The sequence below is a fragment of the Streptomyces sp. NPDC018019 genome, from assembly GCF_044327805.1.
GTDB lineage: Bacteria > Actinomycetota > Actinomycetes > Streptomycetales > Streptomycetaceae > Streptomyces.
Genome location: NZ_JBIRGD010000054.1, coordinates 1 through 22,506 on the forward strand (window position 1 = coordinate 1; position 22,506 = coordinate 22,506).

General features: G+C 69.0%; 13 protein-coding genes and 7 pseudogenes. 12 read left to right on the forward strand and 8 right to left on the reverse strand.

All coding sequences use genetic code 11. The annotated features are described in order from the left end of the window. The 5 genes and pseudogenes from ACH4FX_RS42065 to ACH4FX_RS42085 all read left to right on the forward strand — a co-directional run. Nucleotides 1–210: pseudogene (locus tag ACH4FX_RS42065) on the forward strand (hypothetical protein); the annotation flags it as partial. A gap of 42 nt (nt 211–252) precedes the next feature. After that, nucleotides 253–468, forward strand: coding sequence for an alpha/beta hydrolase (locus tag ACH4FX_RS42070; RefSeq protein ID WP_398487131.1), 216 nt, complete (start codon nt 253–255; stop codon nt 466–468). Between the two features lie 444 nt (nt 469–912). Then, nucleotides 913–1,164, forward strand: coding sequence for a hypothetical protein (locus ACH4FX_RS42075; protein ID WP_398487108.1), 252 nt, complete (start codon nt 913–915; stop codon nt 1,162–1,164). A gap of 79 nt (nt 1,165–1,243) precedes the next feature. Next, a pseudogene (locus ACH4FX_RS42080) lies at nt 1,244–1,715 on the forward strand (TetR family transcriptional regulator); the annotation flags it as partial. A gap of 105 nt (nt 1,716–1,820) precedes the next feature. Then, a complete protein-coding gene (locus ACH4FX_RS42085; protein ID WP_398487133.1) occupies nt 1,821–3,446 on the forward strand; it encodes a GMC family oxidoreductase in 1,626 nt (541 codons plus the stop codon). Nucleotides 3,447–3,557: 111 nt separating this feature from the next. Here ACH4FX_RS42085 and ACH4FX_RS42090 read toward each other — a convergent pair. The 3 pseudogenes from ACH4FX_RS42090 to ACH4FX_RS42100 all read right to left on the reverse strand — a co-directional run bounded on the left by ACH4FX_RS42090 (nt 3,558) and on the right by ACH4FX_RS42100 (nt 6,449). Continuing rightward, a pseudogene (locus ACH4FX_RS42090) lies at nt 3,558–4,396 on the reverse strand (IS5 family transposase). Between the two features lie 753 nt (nt 4,397–5,149). Further along, nucleotides 5,150–5,431 (reverse strand): annotated as a pseudogene (locus tag ACH4FX_RS42095) (IS5/IS1182 family transposase); the annotation flags it as partial. A 218-nt stretch (nt 5,432–5,649) separates the two neighbouring features. Beyond that, nucleotides 5,650–6,449 (reverse strand): annotated as a pseudogene (locus ACH4FX_RS42100) (IS5 family transposase). A 297-nt stretch (nt 6,450–6,746) separates the two neighbouring features. Here ACH4FX_RS42100 and ACH4FX_RS42105 point away from each other — a divergent pair. Then, on the forward strand, nt 6,747–8,009 hold the full coding sequence (locus ACH4FX_RS42105) for an IS110 family transposase (protein WP_398487109.1): 1,263 nt from the start codon (nt 6,747–6,749) through the stop codon (nt 8,007–8,009). Between the two features lie 20 nt (nt 8,010–8,029). Here ACH4FX_RS42105 and ACH4FX_RS42110 read toward each other — a convergent pair. Continuing rightward, a pseudogene (locus tag ACH4FX_RS42110) lies at nt 8,030–8,592 on the reverse strand (IS5 family transposase); the annotation flags it as partial. A gap of 134 nt (nt 8,593–8,726) precedes the next feature. Between ACH4FX_RS42110 and ACH4FX_RS42115 the strand changes: the two are divergent. Further along, nucleotides 8,727–8,981, forward strand: a complete 255-nt coding sequence (locus ACH4FX_RS42115; protein ID WP_398487111.1) for a hypothetical protein — start codon at nt 8,727–8,729, stop codon at nt 8,979–8,981. 457 nt (nt 8,982–9,438) lie between these two features. Here the strand turns inward: ACH4FX_RS42115 and ACH4FX_RS42120 are convergent, their stop codons facing one another. Both ACH4FX_RS42120 and ACH4FX_RS42125 read right to left on the reverse strand, forming a co-directional pair. Next, on the reverse strand, nt 9,439–10,029 hold the full coding sequence (locus ACH4FX_RS42120; RefSeq protein WP_398487112.1) for an isochorismatase family protein: 591 nt from the start codon (nt 10,027–10,029) through the stop codon (nt 9,439–9,441). Between the two features lie 140 nt (nt 10,030–10,169). Beyond that, nucleotides 10,170–10,778, reverse strand: coding sequence for a hypothetical protein (locus tag ACH4FX_RS42125; RefSeq protein ID WP_398487114.1), 609 nt, complete (start codon nt 10,776–10,778; stop codon nt 10,170–10,172). Nucleotides 10,779–11,105: 327 nt separating this feature from the next. On the opposite strand from ACH4FX_RS42125, the gene ACH4FX_RS42130 reads away from it, so the two are divergent. From ACH4FX_RS42130 to tpg, 4 genes and pseudogenes are all read left to right on the forward strand, one after another. Beyond that, the gene (locus ACH4FX_RS42130; protein WP_398487115.1) at nt 11,106–11,486 is read left to right on the forward strand and encodes a hypothetical protein; all 381 of its coding nucleotides are present in this window, start codon (nt 11,106–11,108) and stop codon (nt 11,484–11,486) included. 460 nt (nt 11,487–11,946) lie between these two features. Beyond that, a pseudogene (locus ACH4FX_RS42135) lies at nt 11,947–13,136 on the forward strand (IS110 family transposase). Between the two features lie 183 nt (nt 13,137–13,319). Beyond that, nucleotides 13,320–15,686 carry a telomere-associated protein Tap gene (tap, locus tag ACH4FX_RS42140; RefSeq protein ID WP_398487116.1) on the forward strand — a complete coding sequence of 789 codons (2,367 nt, stop codon included), beginning with the start codon at nt 13,320–13,322 and terminating at the stop codon, nt 15,684–15,686. Nucleotides 15,687–15,693: 7 nt separating this feature from the next. Beyond that, a complete protein-coding gene (tpg, locus tag ACH4FX_RS42145) occupies nt 15,694–16,254 on the forward strand; it encodes a telomere-protecting terminal protein Tpg (RefSeq protein WP_398487118.1) in 561 nt (186 codons plus the stop codon). 230 nt (nt 16,255–16,484) lie between these two features. On the opposite strand, the gene ACH4FX_RS42150 is transcribed toward tpg, so the two are convergent. Then, on the reverse strand, nt 16,485–17,858 hold the full coding sequence (locus ACH4FX_RS42150; protein ID WP_398487120.1) for an erythromycin esterase family protein: 1,374 nt from the start codon (nt 17,856–17,858) through the stop codon (nt 16,485–16,487). 629 nt (nt 17,859–18,487) lie between these two features. Next, nucleotides 18,488–19,450, reverse strand: coding sequence for a ribosome-inactivating family protein (locus tag ACH4FX_RS42155; RefSeq protein WP_398487121.1), 963 nt, complete (start codon nt 19,448–19,450; stop codon nt 18,488–18,490). Nucleotides 19,451–20,229: 779 nt separating this feature from the next. On the opposite strand from ACH4FX_RS42155, the gene ACH4FX_RS42160 reads away from it, so the two are divergent. Further along, the gene (locus ACH4FX_RS42160) at nt 20,230–22,455 is read left to right on the forward strand and encodes a helix-turn-helix domain-containing protein (RefSeq protein ID WP_398487123.1); all 2,226 of its coding nucleotides are present in this window, start codon (nt 20,230–20,232) and stop codon (nt 22,453–22,455) included. Nucleotides 22,456–22,506 lie beyond the last annotated feature (51 nt).

Below are 22,506 nucleotides of genomic sequence, written 5' to 3' on the forward strand. Positions count from 1 at the left end.
GGTCGACCAGACCCGGGTCGAAGGCCGCCACCAGAGGGACCTGGCCCCCCGCCGCCTGTCCGTACGCCCCGCGTCTGGGACGCGGCGGTCGACGCGTGGCTGGCCGACGACTCCGACGCCCTGGACCGCATCTGGGACGAGATCATCCCCGCCCTCGGCTCCGACTACGACGCCTACAGCAACGTCTCCTCCGTCGGCTGGGCCGCCTGAAGGCCAGCCCCTGACCGAGGGCTCAGCGCCGGGCTCAGCGGACTGCCGCCCGCCTACATCGCCGTGGCGGAGACCGACCCGCTCCGCGACGAAGGCCGCGACTACGCCGCACGCCTGTCCGCCGCCGGCGTCACCACCGAATTCGTGCAGGCCCCCGGCGCCCTGCACGGCTACGACCTGGTCTTCCCTCAGGCCCGCGTCAGCGAACGCAGCCTCACCGACCAGGTCCGCGCCTTGCGCGAAGCCCTCCACGCCTGACGGGCCCGGACACGCCGGGCAAGCCCATGGATACCTGGATAGGGAGCAGCGATGGGAAGAGCGAGTTGCCGGTGCGTGCGGACGGACTGCCGGCGACCGGGGCCGGCGCGGCGGCCTGCGGTGTGGCCGGCCTTTGCCCGTCGCCACGGCCTCGATCCCGCACGCCCGGTGCAGCGGGAGGACGAAGCCCTCGCATCGCACGAGCCACAGTGCCTGGTCCTTGCCTCGACGGGGCCCGCATGAAGGAAGCCCGATGCGCCGCCGGCCAACTACCGATTTTCCCTAGCAAAGGTCCTCTTGGACGTGCCGCCACCCCTCTGACCTGCGGATTTTTCGCGCTCGCTGGCCGACTGCCTGAAGCGTACAACCAAGTCAAGACTTATCCCCGCGGGCCTTCCTTCCTATATTTGGGGCTATCACACCAGTCCCTTAGAGGAATGTGACATGAGGAAGAACATCGGCGAGATGGCGATTCGGTGTCTGCGGAACCTGAAAGCGTATGTCTTCGGCGAAGTGCGGGCCATGGGCCAATGCGTACCCGCCCATCTCGCCCACATCGCCGCAAGAATCCCGGATTCCGAGCATGTAACACAGCCCGGCGCAGCCCATACGGGGTTCCTGGAGAAGAAGACCCTTCGCGGAGCGTACGTCTGCCTCATTCCGGACTTCATGGCACGCGTCGAAGCGCGCGCGTAGCCGAACGAAACTGCCGAGCAGGCGGAACACCCAAGGAGCCGGACGCCGCGTACAGCACCCTGCCTTCCCTGACTACGACATGGCGATCTACCGGCTCTTCGAGACCAAGGGCGCGCTGGTCGCGGAGTGGCTGCGGATCGTCGCCGCGGACTACCAGGCGGCCTTCGACCGGGCCGAGGGCCGAACACTCCGGCCGACCCAGCAAGCAGATCCTCGCCCTGGCCCGTTCCCTCGCCGAGGGACTGCCGGCGATCTCGCACCGGGGTTGCCCGTTCATCAACTCCCTCGCCGATCTGCCCGACCGCTCCCATCCCGCCGGGCAAGTGATCGAGCAGCACAAGGCCCACCAGACCCGCAGTCTTCTCGGCATGTGCACCCGGGCCGGGCTGCGCGACCCCGGGCAGGCCGCTGCCGCGATCACCTTCGTACTGGAAGGAGCGCAGGACAGCGTCAGCGCCCAGAAGGGAAGCAACGACCAAGCAGGAGACCACCTGATAAGAAGCGTTGAGAGCATTCTGGCGCAGCACCACGCCCCACTCGACGCACCCAGGCAACCACCGGCTGACGGCCCGCCCCCCTTCAATCCACCAGCCGCGAGGCGGGCATGGCGGTGGCCCGCCAATCGTTCAGTACCCGGCTCCAAGGAGATGACGAGCATGAGCATGAGCAATGCGCCCGGACAGGGCGACGCCACGGCTGGCGCACCGCCGTACCGAACCGGGCTCGCCGACCGGATCGACGACGGCGCCGCCTTCGACTACATCGTGTGCGGTGCCGGTTCGGCCGGTTCCGTTCTGGCCGGCCGGCTCGCGGCCGATCCGGCAGTCACGGTGCTGCTCATCGAGAGCGGCGGTGACGACGATGACGAGCGCGTGCGCAACCCCGACCTGTGGCCCGCCAACCTCGGCACCGAGCGGACCTGGGACCACGTCACGCAGGCGAACCCGCACCTGAACGGGCGCCGGCTCGCTTACGCGACGGGCCGCGGTCTGGGCGGGGGCGGCTCCATCAACGCCGGCGTATGGGCACGCGGGCACCAAAGCGACTGGGATTCCTACGCCGAGCTGACGGGCGATCCCGCGTGGGGCTACGCGCACGTACTGGGGCTCTACCGGAAGATCGAGGACTGGCAGGGCGCGCCCGACCCTGAACGCCGGGGCAGTGGCGGGCCGATGCGGATCCAGCCGGCGCAGGACGTGCACCCGCTGTTCACCGCCTTCCTCGACGGCGCCGAGGCCACCGGCGTCTCCCGTTTCGACAGCTCCAACGGCGCCCTGATGGAGAAGGACGCGGGCTGCGCCGTACGGGAGGAGAATTACCACGCGGGAGGACGGCAGACCCCCTTCAGCCGCTACGTCGCCCCCAGCTTGGGGCAGCCCAACCTCACGGTCCTGCCATACGCGACGGTCTCCCGTGTCCTGCTTCGCGCAGGCCGGGCCACCGGCGTCGAGATCGTCCACGACGGCAAGCCGGTGTGCGCGCACGCGTCGCAGGAGGTGGTGCTGTCGCTGGGCGCGATCGGCACCCCGGCCGTCCTGATGCGGTCCGGGATCGGGGACGAGACCGAACTGCACTCCGCCGGCGCCCCGGTGGCCCAGCACCTGCCCGGTGTCGGCCGCAACCTCGACGACCACATACGCCTGCCCTGCATGTGGGAGGCCGAGGACGTACCGATGCCGGTGCCCACGCGCAGCCAGGCCGTCTGCTTCTGGGGCGACGACACACGGCCGGGAGCACCGGAGTTCGTCATGTATCTCTCGCCCGCCCCGTCCGTCTCCGCCGAGAGCGCGGCCCAGTACCCGCCGCCGGAACGGTGTTTCACTCTGATGCCCGCCATGCGCCTGCGCCACGGCAGCCGCGGCCGGGTCCGCCTGGCGAGCCTGGACCCGCTGGCCGGGCCGCGCATCGAGACGAACTTCTTCGCCGACCCCGACGACGTCCGCTCGGCCCTGTCCGCGGTCGCCATGGCCCGCGAGATCGGCAACTCCGCCGCGCTCCGCCCGTTCGCCAAACGGGAGGTGTCCCCCGCGTCCTGCGATGCGGACACCCTCGACCTGTTCCTGCGCAACGCCGTCGAGACGTACTGGCACCAGAGCGGCACGGCCCGGATGGGCCGGGACGCGGACGCCGTCGTGGACGCCCGGCTCAAGGTGTACGGCATCGACGGCCTCCGCGTCGCCGACGTCTCGGTGCTGCCCCATGTGACGGTCGCCAACACAATGGCCCCCTCCATGATCGTCGGCGAACGGGCCGCAGAAATGATCACAGCCGACCAGCGCTGACCACGGTCGCGGCGCCCGGTCACACAGGGTAACCGCAGCGTGTGTTCGCGGTACCAAGGCGCTGGCATCTGAGAGGACGTCTGGTTCACGTAGTTTGTGAGTGATTGCGGTTTATGCGTCTCGCCGGGTTGTGGTGGTTTCGCCGGTTGCTCGTTTCGCGAGGTTCGAGATCATGGCGAGTCGGATCATGCTTTCGGAGTGCTCCGGCTTGGTTTCGTAGTCGCGGGCCAGACGGCGGTGCATCATGATCCACCCGGAACTGCGCTCTACCACCCAGCGCCTTGGGGTCACTGAGAAGCCTTTGGCCTGGGTGTTCCTGGGGACGACGTCGATGCCGAGCGTGGCGCCGTGTTCGATGGCCTGGTTCTTGTAGCCGGTGTCGGCCCATGCCTTGGTGATGGTGGGGTGGGTGGTGGCGAGTTGGGTGAGGAGCTGTTTGCCGGCGTCGTTGTCGGAGACGCTGGCCGCGGTGGCCATGACCAGCAGCAACAGGCCGAGGGTGTCGATGACGATGCTGCGTTTGCGGCCGACGGTCTTCTTGCCGGCGTCGATGCCCTGGGTGCTGGTGGGGACGCTGGGGGCGGTCTTGATGCTCTGGGCGTCGATGGCGCAGGCGGTGGGTTCGGCCTTGTGGCCTTCCTGCTCGGGGACCAGGCGGTGCAGGGGGATGCCGAGTTTCTCGATGGTGCCGTCGGCACTCCAGGTGCTGAAGTGAGAGAAGACAGTGGTGTGCGCGGGGAAGTCGTGCGGCAGGTAGCGCCAGGGGATGCCGGTGCGGTTGACGTAGAGGATGGCGTTCACGACTTCGCGCAGGTCGGCGAGCTTGCCGCCCAGGTGAGCGAGGTCTTCTGCCGCTCGGCCCGCCAGGCTGTGAGGGTCGGTTCCATCAGGGCCCAGCGGGCGTCGGAGAGGTCGGACGGGTATGCCTTGCGGGGCCGCTGCGGTGTCATGACAGCACTGATACGACTGGGAGTTGGAGGCTGTACATCACCCGTCCGTGCGACCTGCGGGGACGCTCCTCGCGAATTCGAACCGGGCAGGAGCTGTTGGGGCAGAACGGGACGACACGCCAGACCTGCGACAGACACCAGCACTGGACATTGAGCACAAGCAGGGCCAATCAGCCGATCCCAGGCGGTCGACAAAACCGTCAAACCTGCACGTCAGCAGCACGAACGTCCTCTGAGAGGTCGTTTTCTCCCGGCGCGATCCGACACCACGGGACACCAAACACCAAATCCGGGATGAAGCATCGGGAGAAAACGACCTCCCAAAGTGCGGCTGCCTCATCCTGGTGAGCCGCGTTTTCCGTCGCCCCCACCCGCCTGCACCGTCGCGACACACGAATGCGTGGAAGAAGGATTCCACATGTGCGCGGCCCGGAAGGCTCTGGCCGAGGGCCGCAACGTCCTCGCGGAGTCGAGAGAAAGTTGATGGAGGCCCGTGACCTTCTAGATACCGCAGCCTTCGCGGGGCCGGCCTCACACGAGGTGCTGGTCGCCTATTTGCCGCCGCCTATCGGTGTGGCTGGAGCGGCGCCTTGCTGGCCGCTGCGTACCGGGCCGTCGAGGCGAGCCAGGCCCTCGTGATGGCCGCCCAGGGCCAGCAGGCCAGATACATCGCACGAGCCAGCAGCTACCTCACAGCCGCTGCTTACGCCACGGCCCGGGTTATGGGGCGTTACCTAGGGTGTTTTTTCTGGATTACGTGGCGGTCCAGATGAGGATGCCCGCGACGTGCAGTGCGGCCAGGTAGACGGTGGCGGTCTTGTCGTATCGGGTGGCCGGGCCGCGCCACTGCTTGAGCTTGTTGATGCACCGTTTGACCGTGTTGCGTCGGCGGTAGGTGTCGCGGTCGAAGGCCGGTGGTCTGCCGCCGGATCGGCGTCGCTTCTTGCGCTCGGCGATCTGGTCGGCGGGCTGTGGAATCACGGCCCGGATGCCACGGCGCCGCAGATGGGCGCGGATAGCGCGGGATGAGTAGGCCTAGTGGAACCCGAAGGTTGGTCCTGAGCCGCGTTCATGGGTGATGGCCTCGTCGTCCTTCGGGGCGCGGTAGCGAGCCTTTGAGTATGCCCGGACCTTCGAGTCCTATTGACAAGACGAAGCCGCTACCGCGCCCAACAGTGTTCGTTCAAGGTGAGGCAGAGGAGTATCGACAAACGTGCCCGAGCGGTATCACTGGTGACGGTTAAGACGTCATCTCATTTGGCGAGTCTTCGGTAACAGATGAGGATGCAGGCAATGCTGGTGAAGGCGAGGAAGTGCCCGGCCTTGCGTTCGTAGCGTCGGTGGAGTCGGCGGCAGCCGGCGAGCCAGGACATCGTGCGTTCGATGGTCCAGCGGTGACGACCGAGCCGCTGGGAGGTTTCGATGCCTTTGCGGGCGATACGGTGGGTGATTCCGCGCTGGCGTAACCTTCGCCGCAGATGGTCGTAGTCGTAGCCCTTGTCACCGTGGAGCTTGCCCGGCTTGCGTCGCCGGGGCCCACGGCGGGAGCGGATCGGCGGTATGCCTTTGGCCAGCGGAATCAGCGCCTGGCTGTCGTGCAGGTTGGCCGCGGAAATGCCGACGGACAGGGGCAGACCAGTCCGCTCGGTGATCAAATGGATCTTTGAGCCGAACTTGCCTCGGTCGACAGGATTCGGACCTGTCAGGTCCCCCTTTTCAAGGCCCGCAGGTTCACCGAATCGATCGCACAGCGGGACCAGTCCAGCTCACCGCGACAGCCCAGCTCATCGAGGACCAGGCGATAGAACTTGGCCCAGACCCGCGCCTTCGTCCACTCTGCAAAACGCCGGTGAGCTGTGGCTCCCGACGGCCCGAACGAGGCGGAAGGCAACTACTTCCACGTACATCCCGATGTGGCCACGAACACGATCGCTGCCAGCACTTCCCGGTCACCGTGCCGACGCCGTCCACCGCCCTGCGGCCGCGACGGCGCCTCCGGCACCACACGCTGGAACAGTTCCCACAACTCATCCGGCACCAGCCGCTCAACGATCCCCACCACAACCGACAGCCTACCGAGCTACCCAAATGAGATGGCGCCTAAGAGCACGTTCCGTCGCTGCGCTCCTGGCCCATCGTTAACGCGATTCGCTGTTCGCAGTCCGAGCTGGCCGTGTGGATCACCTCTCTCCATTGCCCGAGTCTCAGCTGTGAAGCAGACCGAGGGCCGCACGGCTTGCTGGGGTTGCGAACGGCTGGTGGGATGAGGTGCCTTGAGCACTTCCATTAGGGAGTACGCGCACCCTGCACAGGCTCGGTACTGGAAAAGAGCCCGTCAGAGGAGGATCACATGGAGGTCACCGTGTTACCGGCACCCGTGTTCTGCGGGGTGGACTGGGCAGAAGATCATCACGATATTGCGCTGGTCGATGCCGGCGGAAAGCAACTGGTCAAGCAGCGGATCAGTGATGATGCAGAGGGCTTTGCTCAGCTGATCACCCTGCTGGGCGAGCACGGCGACCGCGCTGACGCCGTGATTCCAGTTGCGATCGAGACGTCCCGTGGACTTCTGGTCGCGTGTCTTCGGGCCACCGGCCGCCCCGTTTACGCGATCAACCCGCTTGCGGTTGCTCGCTACCGGGATCGTCACTCCGTAGCCCGGAGGAAATCCGACGCCATCGACGCCGCGGTGTTGGCAGATATCCTGCGGACCGACATGGCCGCTCACCGACCGCTGCCCGCGGACTCCGAGCTCGTGCAGGCCATCGCGGTGCTTGCCCGAGCACAACAGGATGCCGTCTGGGACCGCGGCCAGGCCGGCAACAAGCTCCGCTCCCAGTTGCACGAGTTCTGCCCGGCCATCCTGGACGCGTTCGCCGCGCACCAGCACGGGCTGTGCGCACGGGAAGCCCGAGCCATCCTTGCCGCCGCCCCGACGCCGGCCATCGCCGCATCGCTCACGCGGCGTCGATTGCAGTCTTTACTCAAGAAGGCTGGCCGAGTACGCGGTATCGAGGCTGAAGCCGACCGGCTCCATGAAGTGTTCCAACGTGAATATCTGCACCAGCTTCCGCAGGTGGAAGCGGTGTTTGGCCAGCAGACAACTGCTCTACTCAGACAGCTCAACACCGCCTGCCTCAATGCGGATCAGCTCGAGGAATCTACGGCTGCTGCATTCGAAGAACATCCTGATGCGCCGGTCATCCGCAGCTTTCCGGGACTCGGATCCTTAACCGGCGCCCGCGTCCTGACGGAAATCGGTGATGACCGGTCCCGATTTGCGAGCGCCGACTCGCTCAAGGCATACGCCGGAAGTGCCCCTGTTATGCGGGCAAGTGGTAAGAGCCGCACGGTTATGAGCCGGAGGATCAAGAATCAGAGGCCAGCGGCCGCAGGCTATGTATGGGCCTTCGTGTCGCTTACCAAGTCAGCAGGCGCGAGGGCCCATTACGACCGTCGCTGGGAAGCCGGTGACCGGCACGTCGCGGCGCAACGCAATCTCTTCAATCGCTTCATGGGCATGCTCTTCCACTGCCTCCAGCACGGCCAGCTCTACGACGAGCTCAAGGCATTTCCGACCCATCCGGACGACCGTTCCGCCACTGCGGCTTGACGCTTATCGGCGTGGGCTGTCTTGTCCGCGAGGACCGTATCCGGTGTGGTCCTGGGACGCCCGGTGCGTCGGGGCACCCGGTTGCGGGCCATGAGATGGGGGAAGGCGGGTGCGTCACCGGCTTGGCCGGGGGTGATGACGAAAGCCAGGGGCCGGCAGCGGCCGTCGCAAGCCAGGTGGATCTTCGTGCTCAGTCCGCCGCGGGAGCGTCCGAGAGCATGGTCGGCCGGCTCGCCGGCCGGGGCCCCTTTTGACGGGCTCCGGTCGCATGCTGGTGAGCGCGGACGATGGTCGAGTCGACCGCGATGACCCAGTCCAGGCCGTCCTCGGCGTCGGCCCGGGCGAGCAGCGCGGTGAACACCTTCTCCCACGTGCCGTCGATCGCCCACTTCCGCAGCCGGTTGTGGGCGCCTTTCCACGAGCCGAACCGCTCGGGCAGGTCCATCCACGGTGTCCCGGTGCGGTACTTGAACGCGATCGCCTCGATCACCTGCCGGTGATCCCGCCACCGCCCGCCCCGCACCGGTGTCCGGTCCGGCAGCAACGGCTCGATCCGCGCCCACCGGGCATCAGTCAACGACACACCCGGACCAACGATCCGATGATCTGAAAGAAACGCCCTAACCACCAGGGCAAGAGTGCGGCCCTCGGTCCGGGCCGGCACATCCTCGACGAGGAATTCAACGACACAATCTCGTCCGTGCGCGTCCCGAACGGGTGGACGGTCACCCTGTCGCTGGCCGCAACTTCGACGGTGAAAGCCTCCAACTCACCAGCGATGCATCGAACCTCAGCAGCGGGATCAACGACCACACCTCATCCATCGTGATCACGGACGGTACGACCCAGCAGCAGGGCATCGGGAACGGTGCCTCCAACCAGTCCAATACGGCACAGGTCAACGGCACCGCCTTCACGGAGATCGACCAGTCGAACGCGAACGTGGCGGTCAACTTCTCCGAACTTTGGTGACCCCCCTTCGGCTCCGGGGGCGATGCGCCCCAGCGTGACCCCGCAGCAGGGCACGCCAATTCGGCGTGCCCTTGCTGCCGTCAAAAGTCGTAGCGGGCGATCTCGCCAGCAAGGAATGCTTTGCCCGCAGGGACCGAGGCAGGGCCTGTACACGACTTCGCGCCCGAGGCCCGGGCCGCAGCATTTGGCGGCCGACTCACCACAGGCCCGCATCCCGTCACCGGGCCGTGATCAAACTTCGTGTCGGGCGACACGAGAGTGTCAGTGGTCGGCGACACGTGAGCTGTCATTAGAACGGCAGGCCGTCATGACCAGAGCGGACCGTCGCCACCGACGACCCCGCAGCCGGGCTGTCAACGGCTGGGCTTCGGCTCGCTGAACCATCGTTGCAGCAGGCGGGGAGTGATCCGGTCCCTCGCCTGTGAACGCAGGGGTCGAAGAGAGTGGAATTGCTTGTTCAGGTGACGACGACAGGTTCGCCGCTCAGTGCGACACCGGCCCGGCGCAGCTCGTCGAGTGCGGTGCGCGTGGTGTCGGCGGCGACGCCGGCGGTGTAGTCGAGCAGGACCCGCACTGTGAAGCCCGCGCGCACTCCGTCCAGTGCGGTGGCCTTCACGCAGTGATCGGTCGCGATGCCGACGACGTCGAGGTCGGCGATGTCGCGGGCCTTCAGCCAGGCGGACAGTGTCGTGCCGTCCCGGGTCGAGCCCTCGAATCCGCTCTTCGAGGCGGAGTGGGCGCCCTTGAAGAAGACCTCGTCGACATGCCTGGAGTCGACGGTGGGCGCGAAGTCCGGATGGAAGTCGCTTCCCTCACTGCCGACGACGCAATGCACGGGGAACGAGTCCTGGAAGTCGGGGTTCTCGGAGAAATGGGCGCCCGGGTCGATGTGGTGGTCACGGGTGGCGACGATGAAGGTGTACTGCCCGTCGGGGCGCCGGACCAGCTCGGCGATGGCGGCGGCCCGGTCCGCGCCGCCCTTCACCGGAACGCTGCCGCCTTCGCAGAAGTCCTTCTGCACATCGACGATGATCAGTGCACGACGCACGGGAAAGCCTTCCCTCGGGTGAACCTCTCCCCGATGGTCGCCCTCCCGTCGGCGGACGGGCGCGCACCGCGCCGGTCGTTCACCCGACCGGCGCGGGGCGCGCAGAGTCCGCTACGAGGTAACCGTGCTGGTTTCAGTCCTCAACGAGTGGCTGTGACCAGCGCAGTCGCAACAGTTCCACGGCCCTGTACGGGCCCGCCTGCACGCGGGGGAGCCGTGAGGCAGGGGCGGCTGAGGGGCCGCCGCTGGTGGGGTTCAGCCGCCGATGGTGAACTCGACGGACTACTCACACAGGAGTACTCGACGGACTGCTCACCCAGGACTACCCGGTCCTTGCCGGTGTGGTTGCGGCCGTCTGTGGTTTTCCTGCCGCGGGTCTTCACCCCGCTCACCGTGACCTTGTGGGCGCCCGGGGTCAGGTCGCGGAAGACGCGCTCGGCCTTGAGCGGATACGGCACTTCCTTGCCGACCACGGTGATGTCCTCGGAGCTGACCGTCGCGCCGTCGGGACCGGTCAGGGTCAGAGTGATGTCCATCTTCGGCACGAATTCGGGATTCAGCTTGTTGTTCTCCCCGAACCATGCGACGGAGTCCCAGATGTAGGGGACCGCCTCGTAGGTGACGGTCATCTTCTGCGGTTCGGCGTCTCCGCCCACCTCGGCGGTGAGGACGGCTTTGACCTTGGAGTAGTTGCCGTTGTCCCCCTTGAATTCCTTCGTGCCGGTGGCCGGATCACGGACGGGCGTCATGTGCTGGCCCTTCTGTTCACCCTCAGCGCCACAACGTACGGTGCGCATACTTGCACTCATTGTCACGGTGAGGGGCGTGGCGGAATCCCTTGACCGGATTCCGCCACGCCGGCCCCGTGGCGCACCGTTTCCCCGGCAGCCCTGCCTCCGGGGAAACGGGCTGTGGCCGTTGCGGTTTGTCAGCAGCCTCCGGTTCGTCCCCGGGGAGCAGTGGAACCGTTGCCGGCACTGCCGTAGTGGTCGGAGCGGCAGCAGGGACGCCGTTCGTCGCGTCCAGAACCCGTTGGGGACCAGGTAGAGGTAGTAGCCGACTCCGCCGCCGTTGAAATGCCAGAAGTTCTTGTCGGCGGGCCGGTCGCGCATCGCAATCAGGGCGGCGCGGTCGAAGCCGATGGTCCTCTCGCACATCAGGTCGTCGTCGTTCGTGGCCCAGCCGACGGCATTGCGGCTGCCCTGCTGTGGTCCGCACCCCGCCTCGACGCCGCACTCGACCACGCCCGCGCCCACCCGGACGCCGGCGGCGCGCCGGCCCTCCGCGACGTTCCGCCCGACGGGTACACCGCCGTCCCGCGGCTCGATGTCCTCCGACCCGACCAGGCCGACGTCATCGCCGGAAGGAAGAACCCCCCATCCGTACGTGGCTGCATCCAGCCCATCGAGGCCGAGGTCCTCCTCGGGTCTGGGTCGACGCCTGCATCGACCCTGTGACGCCGCCCAGCGACAGTCCCTGGAAGACCTCGCCTCCGCCGACATTGGTCACCCGCGGCGGCATCGTCGGCGTCCTGCCCAACCATGTCGCGTACAGCCTGCGGATGCTGAGCCCTCACCGCCTACTGACACACCTCATGCCGCCGACCACTGACATCTCGTGTCATCTCCCACTGACGTTCTGACGTCGTCCGACACTTCGATGACACGAACCTGACGGCGCTCAACCTTCCCTACGTTGTTCTGCGGGAGGCGGTGAGCCCTTCGTATGGTTCACCCACCCAGGGGCGCCGGGTGTGGCTTTCAAACTTGTGCCGCTTGTGGCTTCCATCGATTGGCCGCCCGGCGCCCCACGACGACTCGGCTGCCAATTAGGAATTGCGAATGATCGCTCCGTAGGGAATCGACAGCGACGTCGTCCGTCGGGAGGCACCCGGCACACCGACCGCACGGAGGCACCATGGCCGCGATCTGGGCCGGCATCGACGCAGGCAAGACCCACCACCACTGCGTCGCGATCGACGAGAGTGGCCGCCGGCTGCTGTCGCGACGCGTCGCCAACGATGAACCCGAGTTCCTCGTGCTCCTCACCGACGTCCTGGCCCTGGGCGACGAGGTGACCTGGGGCATCGACCTGGCCGACGGCGGAGCTGCCCTGGCCATCGGCATCCTCCTCAACCACGACAGCCGGTGAACTACATCTCCGGCCGGGCCATCCACCGCGCCTCCGAGAGTTACCGCGGCGAGGGCAAGACCGACGCCAAGGACGCCGCGGTCATCGCCGACCAGGTCCGTATCAGGCGTGACCTGAACCCCTTACGCGCCGGCGACGAAACCGTCATCGACCTCAAGATCCTCACCGGTCGCCGCATGGATCTCGTCGCCGACCGCACCCGCGCCGTGAACCGGCTCCGGGCCCAGCTCTCTGGGATCTTCCCCGGCCTGGAACGAGCCCTGGACCTCACCAACAAGGGCCCGTTGATGCTGCTGACCGGCTACCAAACCCCCGCGGCCATCCGCCGGCTCAGCGCCAAGCGCCTGGAGACATGGCTCCGGAACCGCAAGGTCCTCCGCGCCGATCAACTCGCCGAGACCGCAGTCGCGGTCGCCGAACGCCAGCACACCAGCCTGCCCGGGGAGAAGCTGACCGCCCAGATGGTGCACACGCTCGCGAAGGAGGTGATGCTCCTCAACGAGCAGGTCGCCGAGCTCGACAAGCTCATCGAGGCCCGGTTTCGCGACCACCGCCACTTCGACGTGATCACCAGCATGCCCGGCCTGGGCACCATCCTCGGCGCTGAGTTCCTGGCCGCCACCGGCGGCGACATGGCCGTCTTCGGGACCCCGGACCGCCTCGCCGCCTTCGACGGTGTCGCCCCGGTTCCGCGCGACTCCGGCAAGATCAGCGGCAACCTGCGACGGCCGCAACGCTACAACCGCCGACTTCAGCGCGTCCTCTATACCTCGGCGTTGTTCAGCATCCGAAGGTCCGAGGAGTCCCGCCGGTTCTACGACCGCAAACGAGCCGAGGGCAAGCGCCACACGCAGGCCGTGCTCGCCCTCGCACGTCGCCGCGTCAACGTCCTCTGGGCCCTCCTTCGCGACGGACGATGCTACGAGCTCACGCCACCGACGGCCCTCGCGGCTTGACAGACGGCATTAGGAATCGATGAGACGAACTGCAATCCGTCAGGGTTCGGTGAGACGAGCTCAAGGTTCGATGCGACAGGACACCCCAATCGGGGTTCCGTACGCCTTCGTTACGCGAAAAGTACGGTAAGTGGACGCTAAGTGTACGGCCTGTGAGGTAGGGTGTGGGTCGGGAGGTCTTCCATGTCCGAGTTGTTTGATGCAGTCGACGCGCTGGTCGCGTCCCGCTCTACGCTGCCGCCGGCGGAGGAACGCAAGCGACTGCGCACCGCGCACGGCCTGACGCTGGACGAAGTCGCCGCCGCGCTGAAGGTGCGCCGCGCCACGGTGTCCGCCTGGGAGTCGACGAAAAAGCCGACCGAGCCGCGCGGCCCGGAGCGCGAGGCGTACGCACGGCTGCTCAAGCAGCTCGCGGAGCTCTACCCCGCATCCACAAGGCCGAAAGAGCCAGCGGCCCCCATGCCCGCCACGTTCACCGGCGCTCCCGACCCGGCGGGCGAAATGCCAGAGGTTCCGGACGCTCCGATCGACGACGTGGCCGAAGCCCTTCACCCCACCAAGGCCACGTCGACGTCGCACCGCTCCGGGACGCAGAAGGCGGCCCCGACGGAAGCACGGACTCCGCCCACAGCCTCAGCTCCCGACGCTGCGGACATGACTGCGCCCGAGAACACCCAGGCCCCTGCCCCTGCCCCTGCACCCGCCACCGCTGCTCCGGCGACCGCGCCCCGACCGATGCGCACCACCAGGCCGTCGTCGACGTCGCGCCGCCCGGGGGCGAAGAAGACGGCCCCGGCCGCGATCCCGGCGGGCGAGAGCGACCCGCGCTTCGAGAACGGGCCGCTGGCGGTCGTCGACGTCGAGGACGGGCAGGTGCTGGCGTACTGCACCGGCGGCCTGGTCCTGGACGTGCCCGCCGAGTCCCTGCCGTCCCTGGTGGACTGGACGCTCAAGGAGGCCAAGCTCGGTCAGCCGAAACTCTCCGGTCCCGGCAAGGACGCCGACCCGCTGCTCGTGCTCACCGAGGCCGCGCTGGAGCGCTACGGCCTCCCGGCCACGCTCACGGAGGAAGAACGGATCGCCGGGCGGATCCCGGAGAGCCACAAGGTCATCAAGCAGCTGACCCGCGCGCAGTGGCAGCTGACGAAGCGCGGGTTCGGGCCGTGGGCACGGATCTACCGCCCCGCCACCGGTTCGGAGCGGGCCTGCGTGCAGCTGTGCATCCCGTCGTGGAACGCGCTGGATGTCCGGCACTGGGGCCACGCCGCGCAGCTGCCGCCGGCCGAGCTCGCCCGGGTGCTGGGCACGTACGCGTCCCGGGTGATGACGCCGCGCGGCTCCACCGCCGTCACGGGCCTGGAGCTGATGACCGCGCTGCACCCGCCGACCCGCGCCTCCGAGCCGGACGCCGACGGCAAGCGGCACTCCGAGCACAACCCCGGCTCCCTGGGCACGGACCCGGTGGACTGCGCGCCGTGCGAGGCCCCGGACGGGCACCCGCTGCTCAAGAACCTGCCGCGCTTCCACGTGCGCGGCCCGGCGGAGAAGCTGTTCGAGGAGGCGTACGACTGGGCCCGGCCGATGACCGACGCCGAGTGCCTGCGCCGCAACCTCGTCGGCCTGGACGTCAACATGGCCTTCGCCGCCGGCGCCAACGGCCTGATCGTCGGTCTCGGCGCGCCCACCCACGTCAAGAACCCGGCGTTCGACCCGAAACTCCCCGGCAGTTGGCTGGTCGACCTCTCGCACGTCGACCTGTCCCGGGTGAAGGTCGCCAAGGACCGGTGGGCGCAGCTGGACGCCGGCCTGCTGCCCAGCCCGTTCACGCCGACGGGCGAGCGCCCTGAGGGCCCGGCCTGGTACGCGACGCCGACCGTCGCCTATGCGGTGGAGCTCGGCTACGAGGTGCGCCCGGTCGAGGCGTACGTCCGGTACGAGAACGGCCGCTATCTGGACGGCTGGTACACCCGGCTGCGCGACGCCTGCCTCGCCACCATGGCCGACCTCGGCGTCGACGCCGACCTGTCGCCGGACGGCTTCCTGGCCGCGATGGACGGCTACCGCAGCCGTGACCCGCAGCTGGCGATCGTCGTCTCGGCGATCAAGGCGACGGTCAAGGGCGGTCTGGGCAAGCTGCGCGAGCGCCCGCGCGGTGAGGGCTGGAAGCCCGGCGAGCCGTGGCGGGCCCTGGCCCGGCCGACCTGGCGCCCCGACATCCGCGCGGCCGTCATCTCCCGCACCCGCATCAACTTCCACCGCAAGATCGTCAAGCATGCGGCGTTCACCGGCCAGTACCCGGTCGCGATCCTGTCCGACTGCGTCGTCTACGCGGTCGACGGCGACAGCCCGCTGGACTTCCTGCCCTACCGGGACGGCAAGCCGCTGCCGGGCGGCTTCAAGCTCGGCGTGAACCCGGGTCTGGTCAAGCACGAGGGCACGCAGAGCGTGCTGTGGGGTGAGGGCGTACGGGAACAGTTCGACGCCCCGGCGCTCAACCTCGCCCGGTACATCAAGGACGGCACCGTCACCGGCGTCGACAGCGGGGAGTAGGTAGACGATGAGCAGGTTCGGGGACGGCCTGGAGGCCGCGGTGCAGAAGGCGTTCACGCGCCCGGCGCCGAAGTCGGCCGGCGCGCAGATGCGGTACCTGGTCAAGCAGCTCAAGGGCACCAAGGCAGTCGCCCAGATGCTGCGGATCTCCCAGCGCACCGTCGAGCGGTACGTGAAGGACCAGATCAAGAAGCCGCGGGCGGACCTCGCCGCGCGCCTGGAGCGTGAGACGAAAGCCCGGTGGCAGCCGCAGGTCCGCGCCAAGGCCCGGCAGAAGGCGGCGACGACCGACGGCATCGTCATCGATGTCCACGCCCGCCTCGGATATGCCGGGGCGCCGATCGGCACGACGGACGAAGACCGCATCCGGCATCTGACCGTCGCCCTGCCACCCGAGCATGCCGCCCGCCTCTTCGACGCCCAGCAGGCCGGGGCCGGCGACGACCGGCTGCGCGAGCTGACCGCCGAAGCCCTCAAGGAGGTGTACTTCCAAGACGGCGGCCGCCGCGCCGGCTCCCTGCAGGAGGTGCAGATCAACGACGTGATCCACCTGGACTTCGAGCTGTAGAAGCCGTGCCTCGAACAGCGAGCGGGCCCGGACCGACTCGGCCTGGTGCCGACTCGCGCGAAAGTGTCCTGCGCCTTTGCGGTTCGTGTCCCGGGTGCCTCGCACCCACTGCGCTGAACGGCCCGGCCTAAGCACACCTCAGAGGCCCTGCTATCAGGACATCGGCGTGAGAGGCCCACGAACACTGAGCTGCGAGTCGACAACAGTTGCCGTGCTGAGCGGGCTCGGTGCTACTTGAGCATGCGGGCCGCCCCCACCCGCTTGAGGTGTATGACGATGTCGTGCGACTGCGCGAGTCGGACCTGCGGGGCGTCCGCGATCCCGGGGTAGGTGGCGCCGATGTTCTTGACGGTGCGCGGCACGGCGAGCCAGGCGCGGGCCGCCGCCGGGGCGTTGCGCAGGTCCACCACGAAGTCGCGGTGCCGTACCCGGTCGAGGGTGTGCTCGGCGGTGCCGGGCGCGGCCGGGCCGACGGCGAAGCGGTGGACGCCGCCGTCCCGGCCGGAGGCGTTGAACGAGCCCCGGTCGAAGGTGAGGCCGACACTCAGGTAGCCGCCGCCCAGCTGCTCGCGGAGGAATTCGCCCTGGACCTTCGGATAGCTGCCGGGGACGTAGGTCCTGAGGGCCACGTGGCTGTTGTGGGCGGCGAGCACGATCTTGTCGCCGGTCCGCTGCTGCCACCAGGCGACGTTCTCCGCCATGATCCGGTCGCGGTGGAGCATGGCGTCGGTGATGCCCTGTGGGCTGTCCAGGTCGAAGGCGAACAGCGTGGTCATCTGGTGGATCGCGGTGGCGTGCTGAACAGCCCAGGCGTGCGCGTCGGAGTCGGCGCCCGTGCCGGGCCGCTGTTTGAGCAGGGCCACCGCCCGGCCGGTCCGCTCGGCGAGCTCCTTGCGTTCGGCCATCGGCTTCGACAGGTAGTCGTTGACGTACGTCTCGGCGTCGGTGGCGGGCCGCAGACCCCGGTACAGCTCGGTGAGCCGCGGGGCGAGTCCGGGGCGGGCCGCGGCCGCGTAGGCGCTCACCTTGTCGTACAGCTCGGCACCGGCGAACCCGCCGTCGTCGCCGACGAAACGGACCGGGTCCTTCGGGTGCTTGACGTTGTACGCGCGCATCCACTGGAGCAGGTCGCGGTACTCGGCGTTGTTCCACCACCGGTAGGTGCCCTGGAACTCCTCGTCCATGATCTGCTTCAAGTCGCCCTCGCCGCGCAGGAGGTAGGCGTCGAGCCGCAGTCCGGTGCTCCACGGGGCTTCGAGGGCGAAAGCCCGGAAGCCCTTCTCCTCGACCAGATACCGCAAGATGCGGTGCTTGACGGTGAAGAACTCGTGCGAGCTGTGGGTGGCCTCGCCCAGGCCCACCACCCGGGCGTCGCCGACCATCCGGCCGAACGGACGCAGGTCGGCCAGGCCGCCGCGGGGCTCGGTGGTGCGCAGCGGGTGGGCCACCCGGCCGAGGGCCGCCTCGGGGGAGTGGAACGCGGCGGCCGCGGCCTCTTCCGGGCCGGCGGGCGCCGCGGCGCCGGCGGAGGCGGCCGGGGTGACGGCCAGGATGGCGCTGAGCGGGACGAGCAGGGCGGCGAGCAGGACTTTGTGCGTGTTCATGGGCCCAACTCTCGCCGCGCGGGGCGCCCCGGACCATCCACTGAGCCCCCCGATCGGTCCGGGGGTTGGCTACACCGTCGAGGGGCGGGGGACTGGCCCCTGCTCCCGGTTGTGGCACCGCGCTCGCTCCACAGGCTGAACAGCTCGGGTTCACTCCAACGAAGGAGTGCCGGCAGTGCGGATCGTTTGTGCGCCGCGCTGGCCGAGGCCGACGCCCAGGGGCGGAGGCGGGCATCCGCCCCTGTCTCTGTCCTCGGTCATACGCAGCTTCGAGGCAGCCCGCGCCTGACGGCTGGACCGTCAGGCGGGCCAAGAGCTCGCATCGCGCTGTTCTGCGAGACCGCGGGGACGGTGCCGCAGTTGGCGGCCGTCGTCGATCTGTTCGATGTGCTGCGGTACTCGGGCTCCGGTTGCCACAGCCTGCCCGGCAAACCCGGCGCGCACGGCCGAGCGCGGGCACAGACGGGTCGGTAGCGGCCGGGACGCGTTTCGCCGTCCGCACCCGCAGGATCCGAACGGTGGAGCGGGGCGGCCGCGCCCCGCCCTACACACCGGGCGGGGGCGGAGGACATCGGCGTACGGGGGCGGACGCCGATGCTTGTTTCAGAAGCGGGATCCCAGAGCTTGTTTCAGAAGCGGGACCCCAGAGCGACCGCCAGGCCGAGGGCCGGCAGACGGCTGGTGCCGTCGCCGAGTTCGATGTCGCTGCCGTGGCGGTATACACGGCCGTCGATCTGGACGGGAGTGATCGTCCGGCCGGCGAGGTAGTCGGCCAGCATGCGCGAGAGAGCGCTCCAGCTGGTTTCCAGCTCGGCGCCAAAACGGCCGAGGGTGGTCTGCCAGGCGTTGCCGTCCCAGTCGTGGCCGTTGCGGATCGTGTTTCCGATGCGGTTCTGGATCCACACGAACCGGGCTGCCTCGGAGACCGCCGCGACGACCTGGGTGAGTGCCCGCCCGGCTGCCAGGGCCGGCGGGGTGTTCTGCCGGGGAGGGGCGGCGGGCAGGTGGACGAGGTGGTCGATGTCGCTGCGAAGCGAGGTGAAGGAGTCGTTCATCCGCCACGTTTCGTTGGAGAAGTCGTTGTAGTTCTGCCCGAACGGGAGCGACTGGAAGTCCCTCGACGCGAGCTGGTTGTTGCGGAACACGGCGTTGTAGGCAGCCCGTATCGGCTCCGGGTCCTGGTCGCGGAAGACGTACCTGCCTTGGGGCGTGAAGTAGCCCATCACGTACAGGTTGCGCGGGTTGATGATCACGGAGAGGCGGTGCTGGTTGGCTTCCGAGCGGTCGATCAGCGCGACCTCGACGAAGGCGTCCGTTCGGCTGGTGGTGGCGCTGTGCGGAAAGTTAGGGCGTATCGCGTGGCTGACGGTGCGCCGCAATTCGACGAGCATGTTGTCGTAGGCGGTGCCGGCCGCGTGGCTGCTGGTGTTGCGCAGGTTGGTGATGTCCCAGTCGATGCGGGTCCAACGGCTCACGGGGTCGGCGTGGGCCTTCGGGGACAGCCCTTGCGTCACGCCGACGGCGGCCATCAGCGCCAAGGTGAGGATCAGGACACGGCTCATGAGCCGGCGGGCAGGCAGGGAAAGTCTCATGCGGGAAGGTGCTCCTGGGGAAAACGAGCGGTCGGTTGTGCGGCACAGATCTCCTGCGAGAACTCCGTGCACAGGGGAACGGACCGGGGCGGGGCGTGGCCGGCCCTCCGTCCGAAGCACCATCAGTCAACCGGAGGGAAGCGGGGCGTACCAGGAAGTTTCACCAGCAGAAGTAAGGGTTTGCCGTCGTTCTGCCGCATGGGCCCGGTGTCCTGCCGGTCCACGCGAACGAGGCATGCGGCCCGAGCGGGCAGGGCTGCAGTCGGTGGGCGGCCTGCTGGCCGCCGCCTCGGCGGTGCCCGTCGGCCAGGCCACGGAATCGGCGGGGCGCGCCGACGCCGCCGGGCCGGTGCCCAACGTCACGGCGGAGACGACAGCCGCGGTGGCCAGGCAAGCCCCAAACATCCAGGCGCGGCGTCGGGTCCGTGCGGAGCGGGACCCGGTGGATGCCGGGGCGGTGAAGCGGCCGCGGTGGTCCTCCCATGCGTGCGTCGGGGTGCGCGGAGCCGGGAGAGAGGTGGGTGTCGCGGCGCGAGCACAGCGCGTTTGTGACACCGGTCGGCCCGCTCTCAGTGGCGTTCGGCCGCGGGGGCCGCTGGTGAACACGTGGTACGCGAAGTGACGGAGCGAGGCGGTCGGCCACGCGTTCGTGCGCCCTTGAGCCAACCCAACGGAACCTGGACACAACAGGCAATTCCACCGGCAAAAGTAGGGTGCTGCATACTTTTGCGGGTGGGGGTGCGCATCCGGTGGGCCCTGGCGTTGTGGGGGCTTTGAGTATGGGTACCGGTAAACAGGCCGACGGCGCCTTCGGCGTGCTCCTGCACAGCCTGCGCAAGAGCGCCGGGCTCACCCAGGAGGAGCTGGCGCAGGCGGCGGGGATCAGTGTGCGGGCCCTGTCCTACATGGAGCGCGGACGCTCGCGGGGGCCGCAGCGCCGGACCGTGCAGGCCCTGGCCACGGCCCTGCGCCTGAGCCCGCAGGACGCGAGGGAACTGGAGCGCCTGGCGAGCCTGGGACGGCCCCGCCGAGCCCCCGCCAAGGAGGTACCGCCGCCTGTCGCCGTACTGGATACCGCAGCGCCCGCGGCTGCGCCCGATCTGCTGCCACGGGCGCCGCGCGGCTTTCACGGGCGGGCGGCGGAGCTCGCCGCTGTGTCCCGGGCCGCCGCGGATGAGGCGGCGCCCGTCTGTCTGGTCATCGGGCCCGCCGGGGTGGGCAAGACGGCGCTCGTGCTGCACTGGGCCCACCAGAGCCGTGCCGGGTTTCCCGACGGGCGGCTCTACGCCGACCTGCGCGGCTTCGGCGGCACGGGCGAGCCCTCTTCCATGGAGGTGCTGCGCGAATTCCTGCCGGCGCTCGGTGCGGCGCACGGCCGGATACCGGAGTCGGTCAACGGCGCGGCCGCGCTGTTCCGCTCGCTGGCCGCCGACCGCCGGCTCCTCGTGGTGCTCGACAATGCGCGGGACTCCGAGCAGGTCAGACCGCTCCTGCCCGGCGGGCGCCGCTGCGTCACCGTCGTCACCAGCAGACACCGGCTGTCGGGGCTGATCGTCACCGACACCGCCCGGCCCGTCGCCGTGGACGTGCTCGGGTCACGGGACGGCACGATGCTCCTGGCCGGCATACTCGGCGCCGAACGGGTACACGCAGAGCCGGCGGCTGCGCGACGGCTGGCCGAACTGTGCGGCGGGCTGCCCCTGGCGCTGCGGGTGGCGGCCGCCCGGCTGGCGCAACGACCCACCTGGCCGCTGGGCGCGATGGCCGCCGAGCTGGCCGACGAGACACGTCGGCTGAGCCTGCTGGACGTGGAGGACACCGGCGTGCGAGCGGCGCTGCGCCTGACGCTGCAACAGCTCCCGGAACACGTCTCCCACCTGTTCGCCCATCTCGGCCGCCACCCCGGCACACACGTCGACCGGTATGCCGCGGCGGCCCTGGCGGACACGGACCCGGCAGCCGCCGAGACCTGTCTGGAACGGCTGGCCGTCGCGCACCTCGTCACGGAGACGGCGCCCGGCCGATGGACGATGCACGATCTCGTGCGGCTGTACGCACGGAGCCTGGACGCCGGGCCGGATGCGCTCAAGCGCGTGCTCGACCACTACATCGCCACGGGTCTTGCGGCGGTGGCCGCGGCCGAGCCCGGCAACGAGGAGTGCTTCCCGCTGCCAAAGGACTACCTGCCGCCCGCCGCCGTGCGGGAGTTCGGCGACCGGTCCGCCGCCGTGGCCTGGTACGCGGCCGAGCGGGACGACCTCACACTGGCGGTGGCCGCGGCGCACGCCGCCGCACTGCACGAGCGGACCTGGCGGATCGTCCTGACGCTGTGGCCGCTGATCGTCTGGCGCGTGCGCGACGGCTGGGCCCCGCTTCTGCAGACCGCGCTCGAAGCGGCCCGGGCCGACGCCGACCAGCACGGTGAGTCACGGGTGCTCAACGTGCTCGGCTGGATCCTGATCGAAGAAGAGCGCATCCCGGAGGCGCTCACCCACCTGGAGGCCGCCTGCGCACTCGCCTCCCGGGCAGGTGACACGGTGGCCGAGGCAAACGCCCTGATCGTTGTGGCCATGGCACAAGCGGCGCTCGGCCGCCTGGACGAGGCCGCGCGGGGATGCGAGCGGGCGGTGCAACTGGCGCGCCAGGCCGGCGACCGGACCATCGAGAAACTGGCCATGCAGCACCTCGCCCGCCACTGGGCCGACGCCGGCAAATGGCGCCAGGCCCTCGACACCGCGACCCAGGCCCTGGCCCTTCACGACCGGCCGGGCACGACCGACATCCCTCGGACACTGCTGCTCATGGTGAAAGGAGAGGCGCTGCTGGGGCTCGGCAACGAAACCGAGGGCATCAGGCAACTCGACCTGGCGGCCCGGCAAGCGGAGTCCTCCGGCTACGACGACGGCGCGGTACGGGCGCTCGGCGCTCTGCTGCGCGTATCAGCCGACGCCGGACACCAGGCACGATACGACGCGGCCCTCGCGCGGCTCACCACCCGGACGTGAACCGTGGACTCGCCGCTGCCAGCCGCCCCCGGCCGGCGTTGCGTGGGGCGC

Coding starts and splice junctions, on each gene's coding strand:
- ACH4FX_RS42075 (WP_398487108.1), top strand. CDS start 913: ATGAGGAAGAACATCGGCGAGATGGCGATTCGGTGTCTGCGGAACCTG.
- ACH4FX_RS42085 (WP_398487133.1), top strand. CDS start 1,821: ATGAGCATGAGCAATGCGCCCGGACAGGGCGACGCCACGGCTGGCGCA.
- ACH4FX_RS42105 (WP_398487109.1), top strand. CDS start 6,747: ATGGAGGTCACCGTGTTACCGGCACCCGTGTTCTGCGGGGTGGACTGG.
- ACH4FX_RS42125 (WP_398487114.1), bottom strand. CDS start 10,778: ATGACGCCCGTCCGTGATCCGGCCACCGGCACGAAGGAATTCAAGGGG.
- ACH4FX_RS42130 (WP_398487115.1), top strand. CDS start 11,106: ATGCCAGAAGTTCTTGTCGGCGGGCCGGTCGCGCATCGCAATCAGGGC.
- tap (WP_398487116.1), top strand. CDS start 13,320: ATGTCCGAGTTGTTTGATGCAGTCGACGCGCTGGTCGCGTCCCGCTCT.
- tpg (WP_398487118.1), top strand. CDS start 15,694: ATGAGCAGGTTCGGGGACGGCCTGGAGGCCGCGGTGCAGAAGGCGTTC.
- ACH4FX_RS42150 (WP_398487120.1), bottom strand. CDS start 17,858: ATGAACACGCACAAAGTCCTGCTCGCCGCCCTGCTCGTCCCGCTCAGC.
- ACH4FX_RS42155 (WP_398487121.1), bottom strand. CDS start 19,450: ATGAGACTTTCCCTGCCTGCCCGCCGGCTCATGAGCCGTGTCCTGATC.
- ACH4FX_RS42160 (WP_398487123.1), top strand. CDS start 20,230: ATGGGTACCGGTAAACAGGCCGACGGCGCCTTCGGCGTGCTCCTGCAC.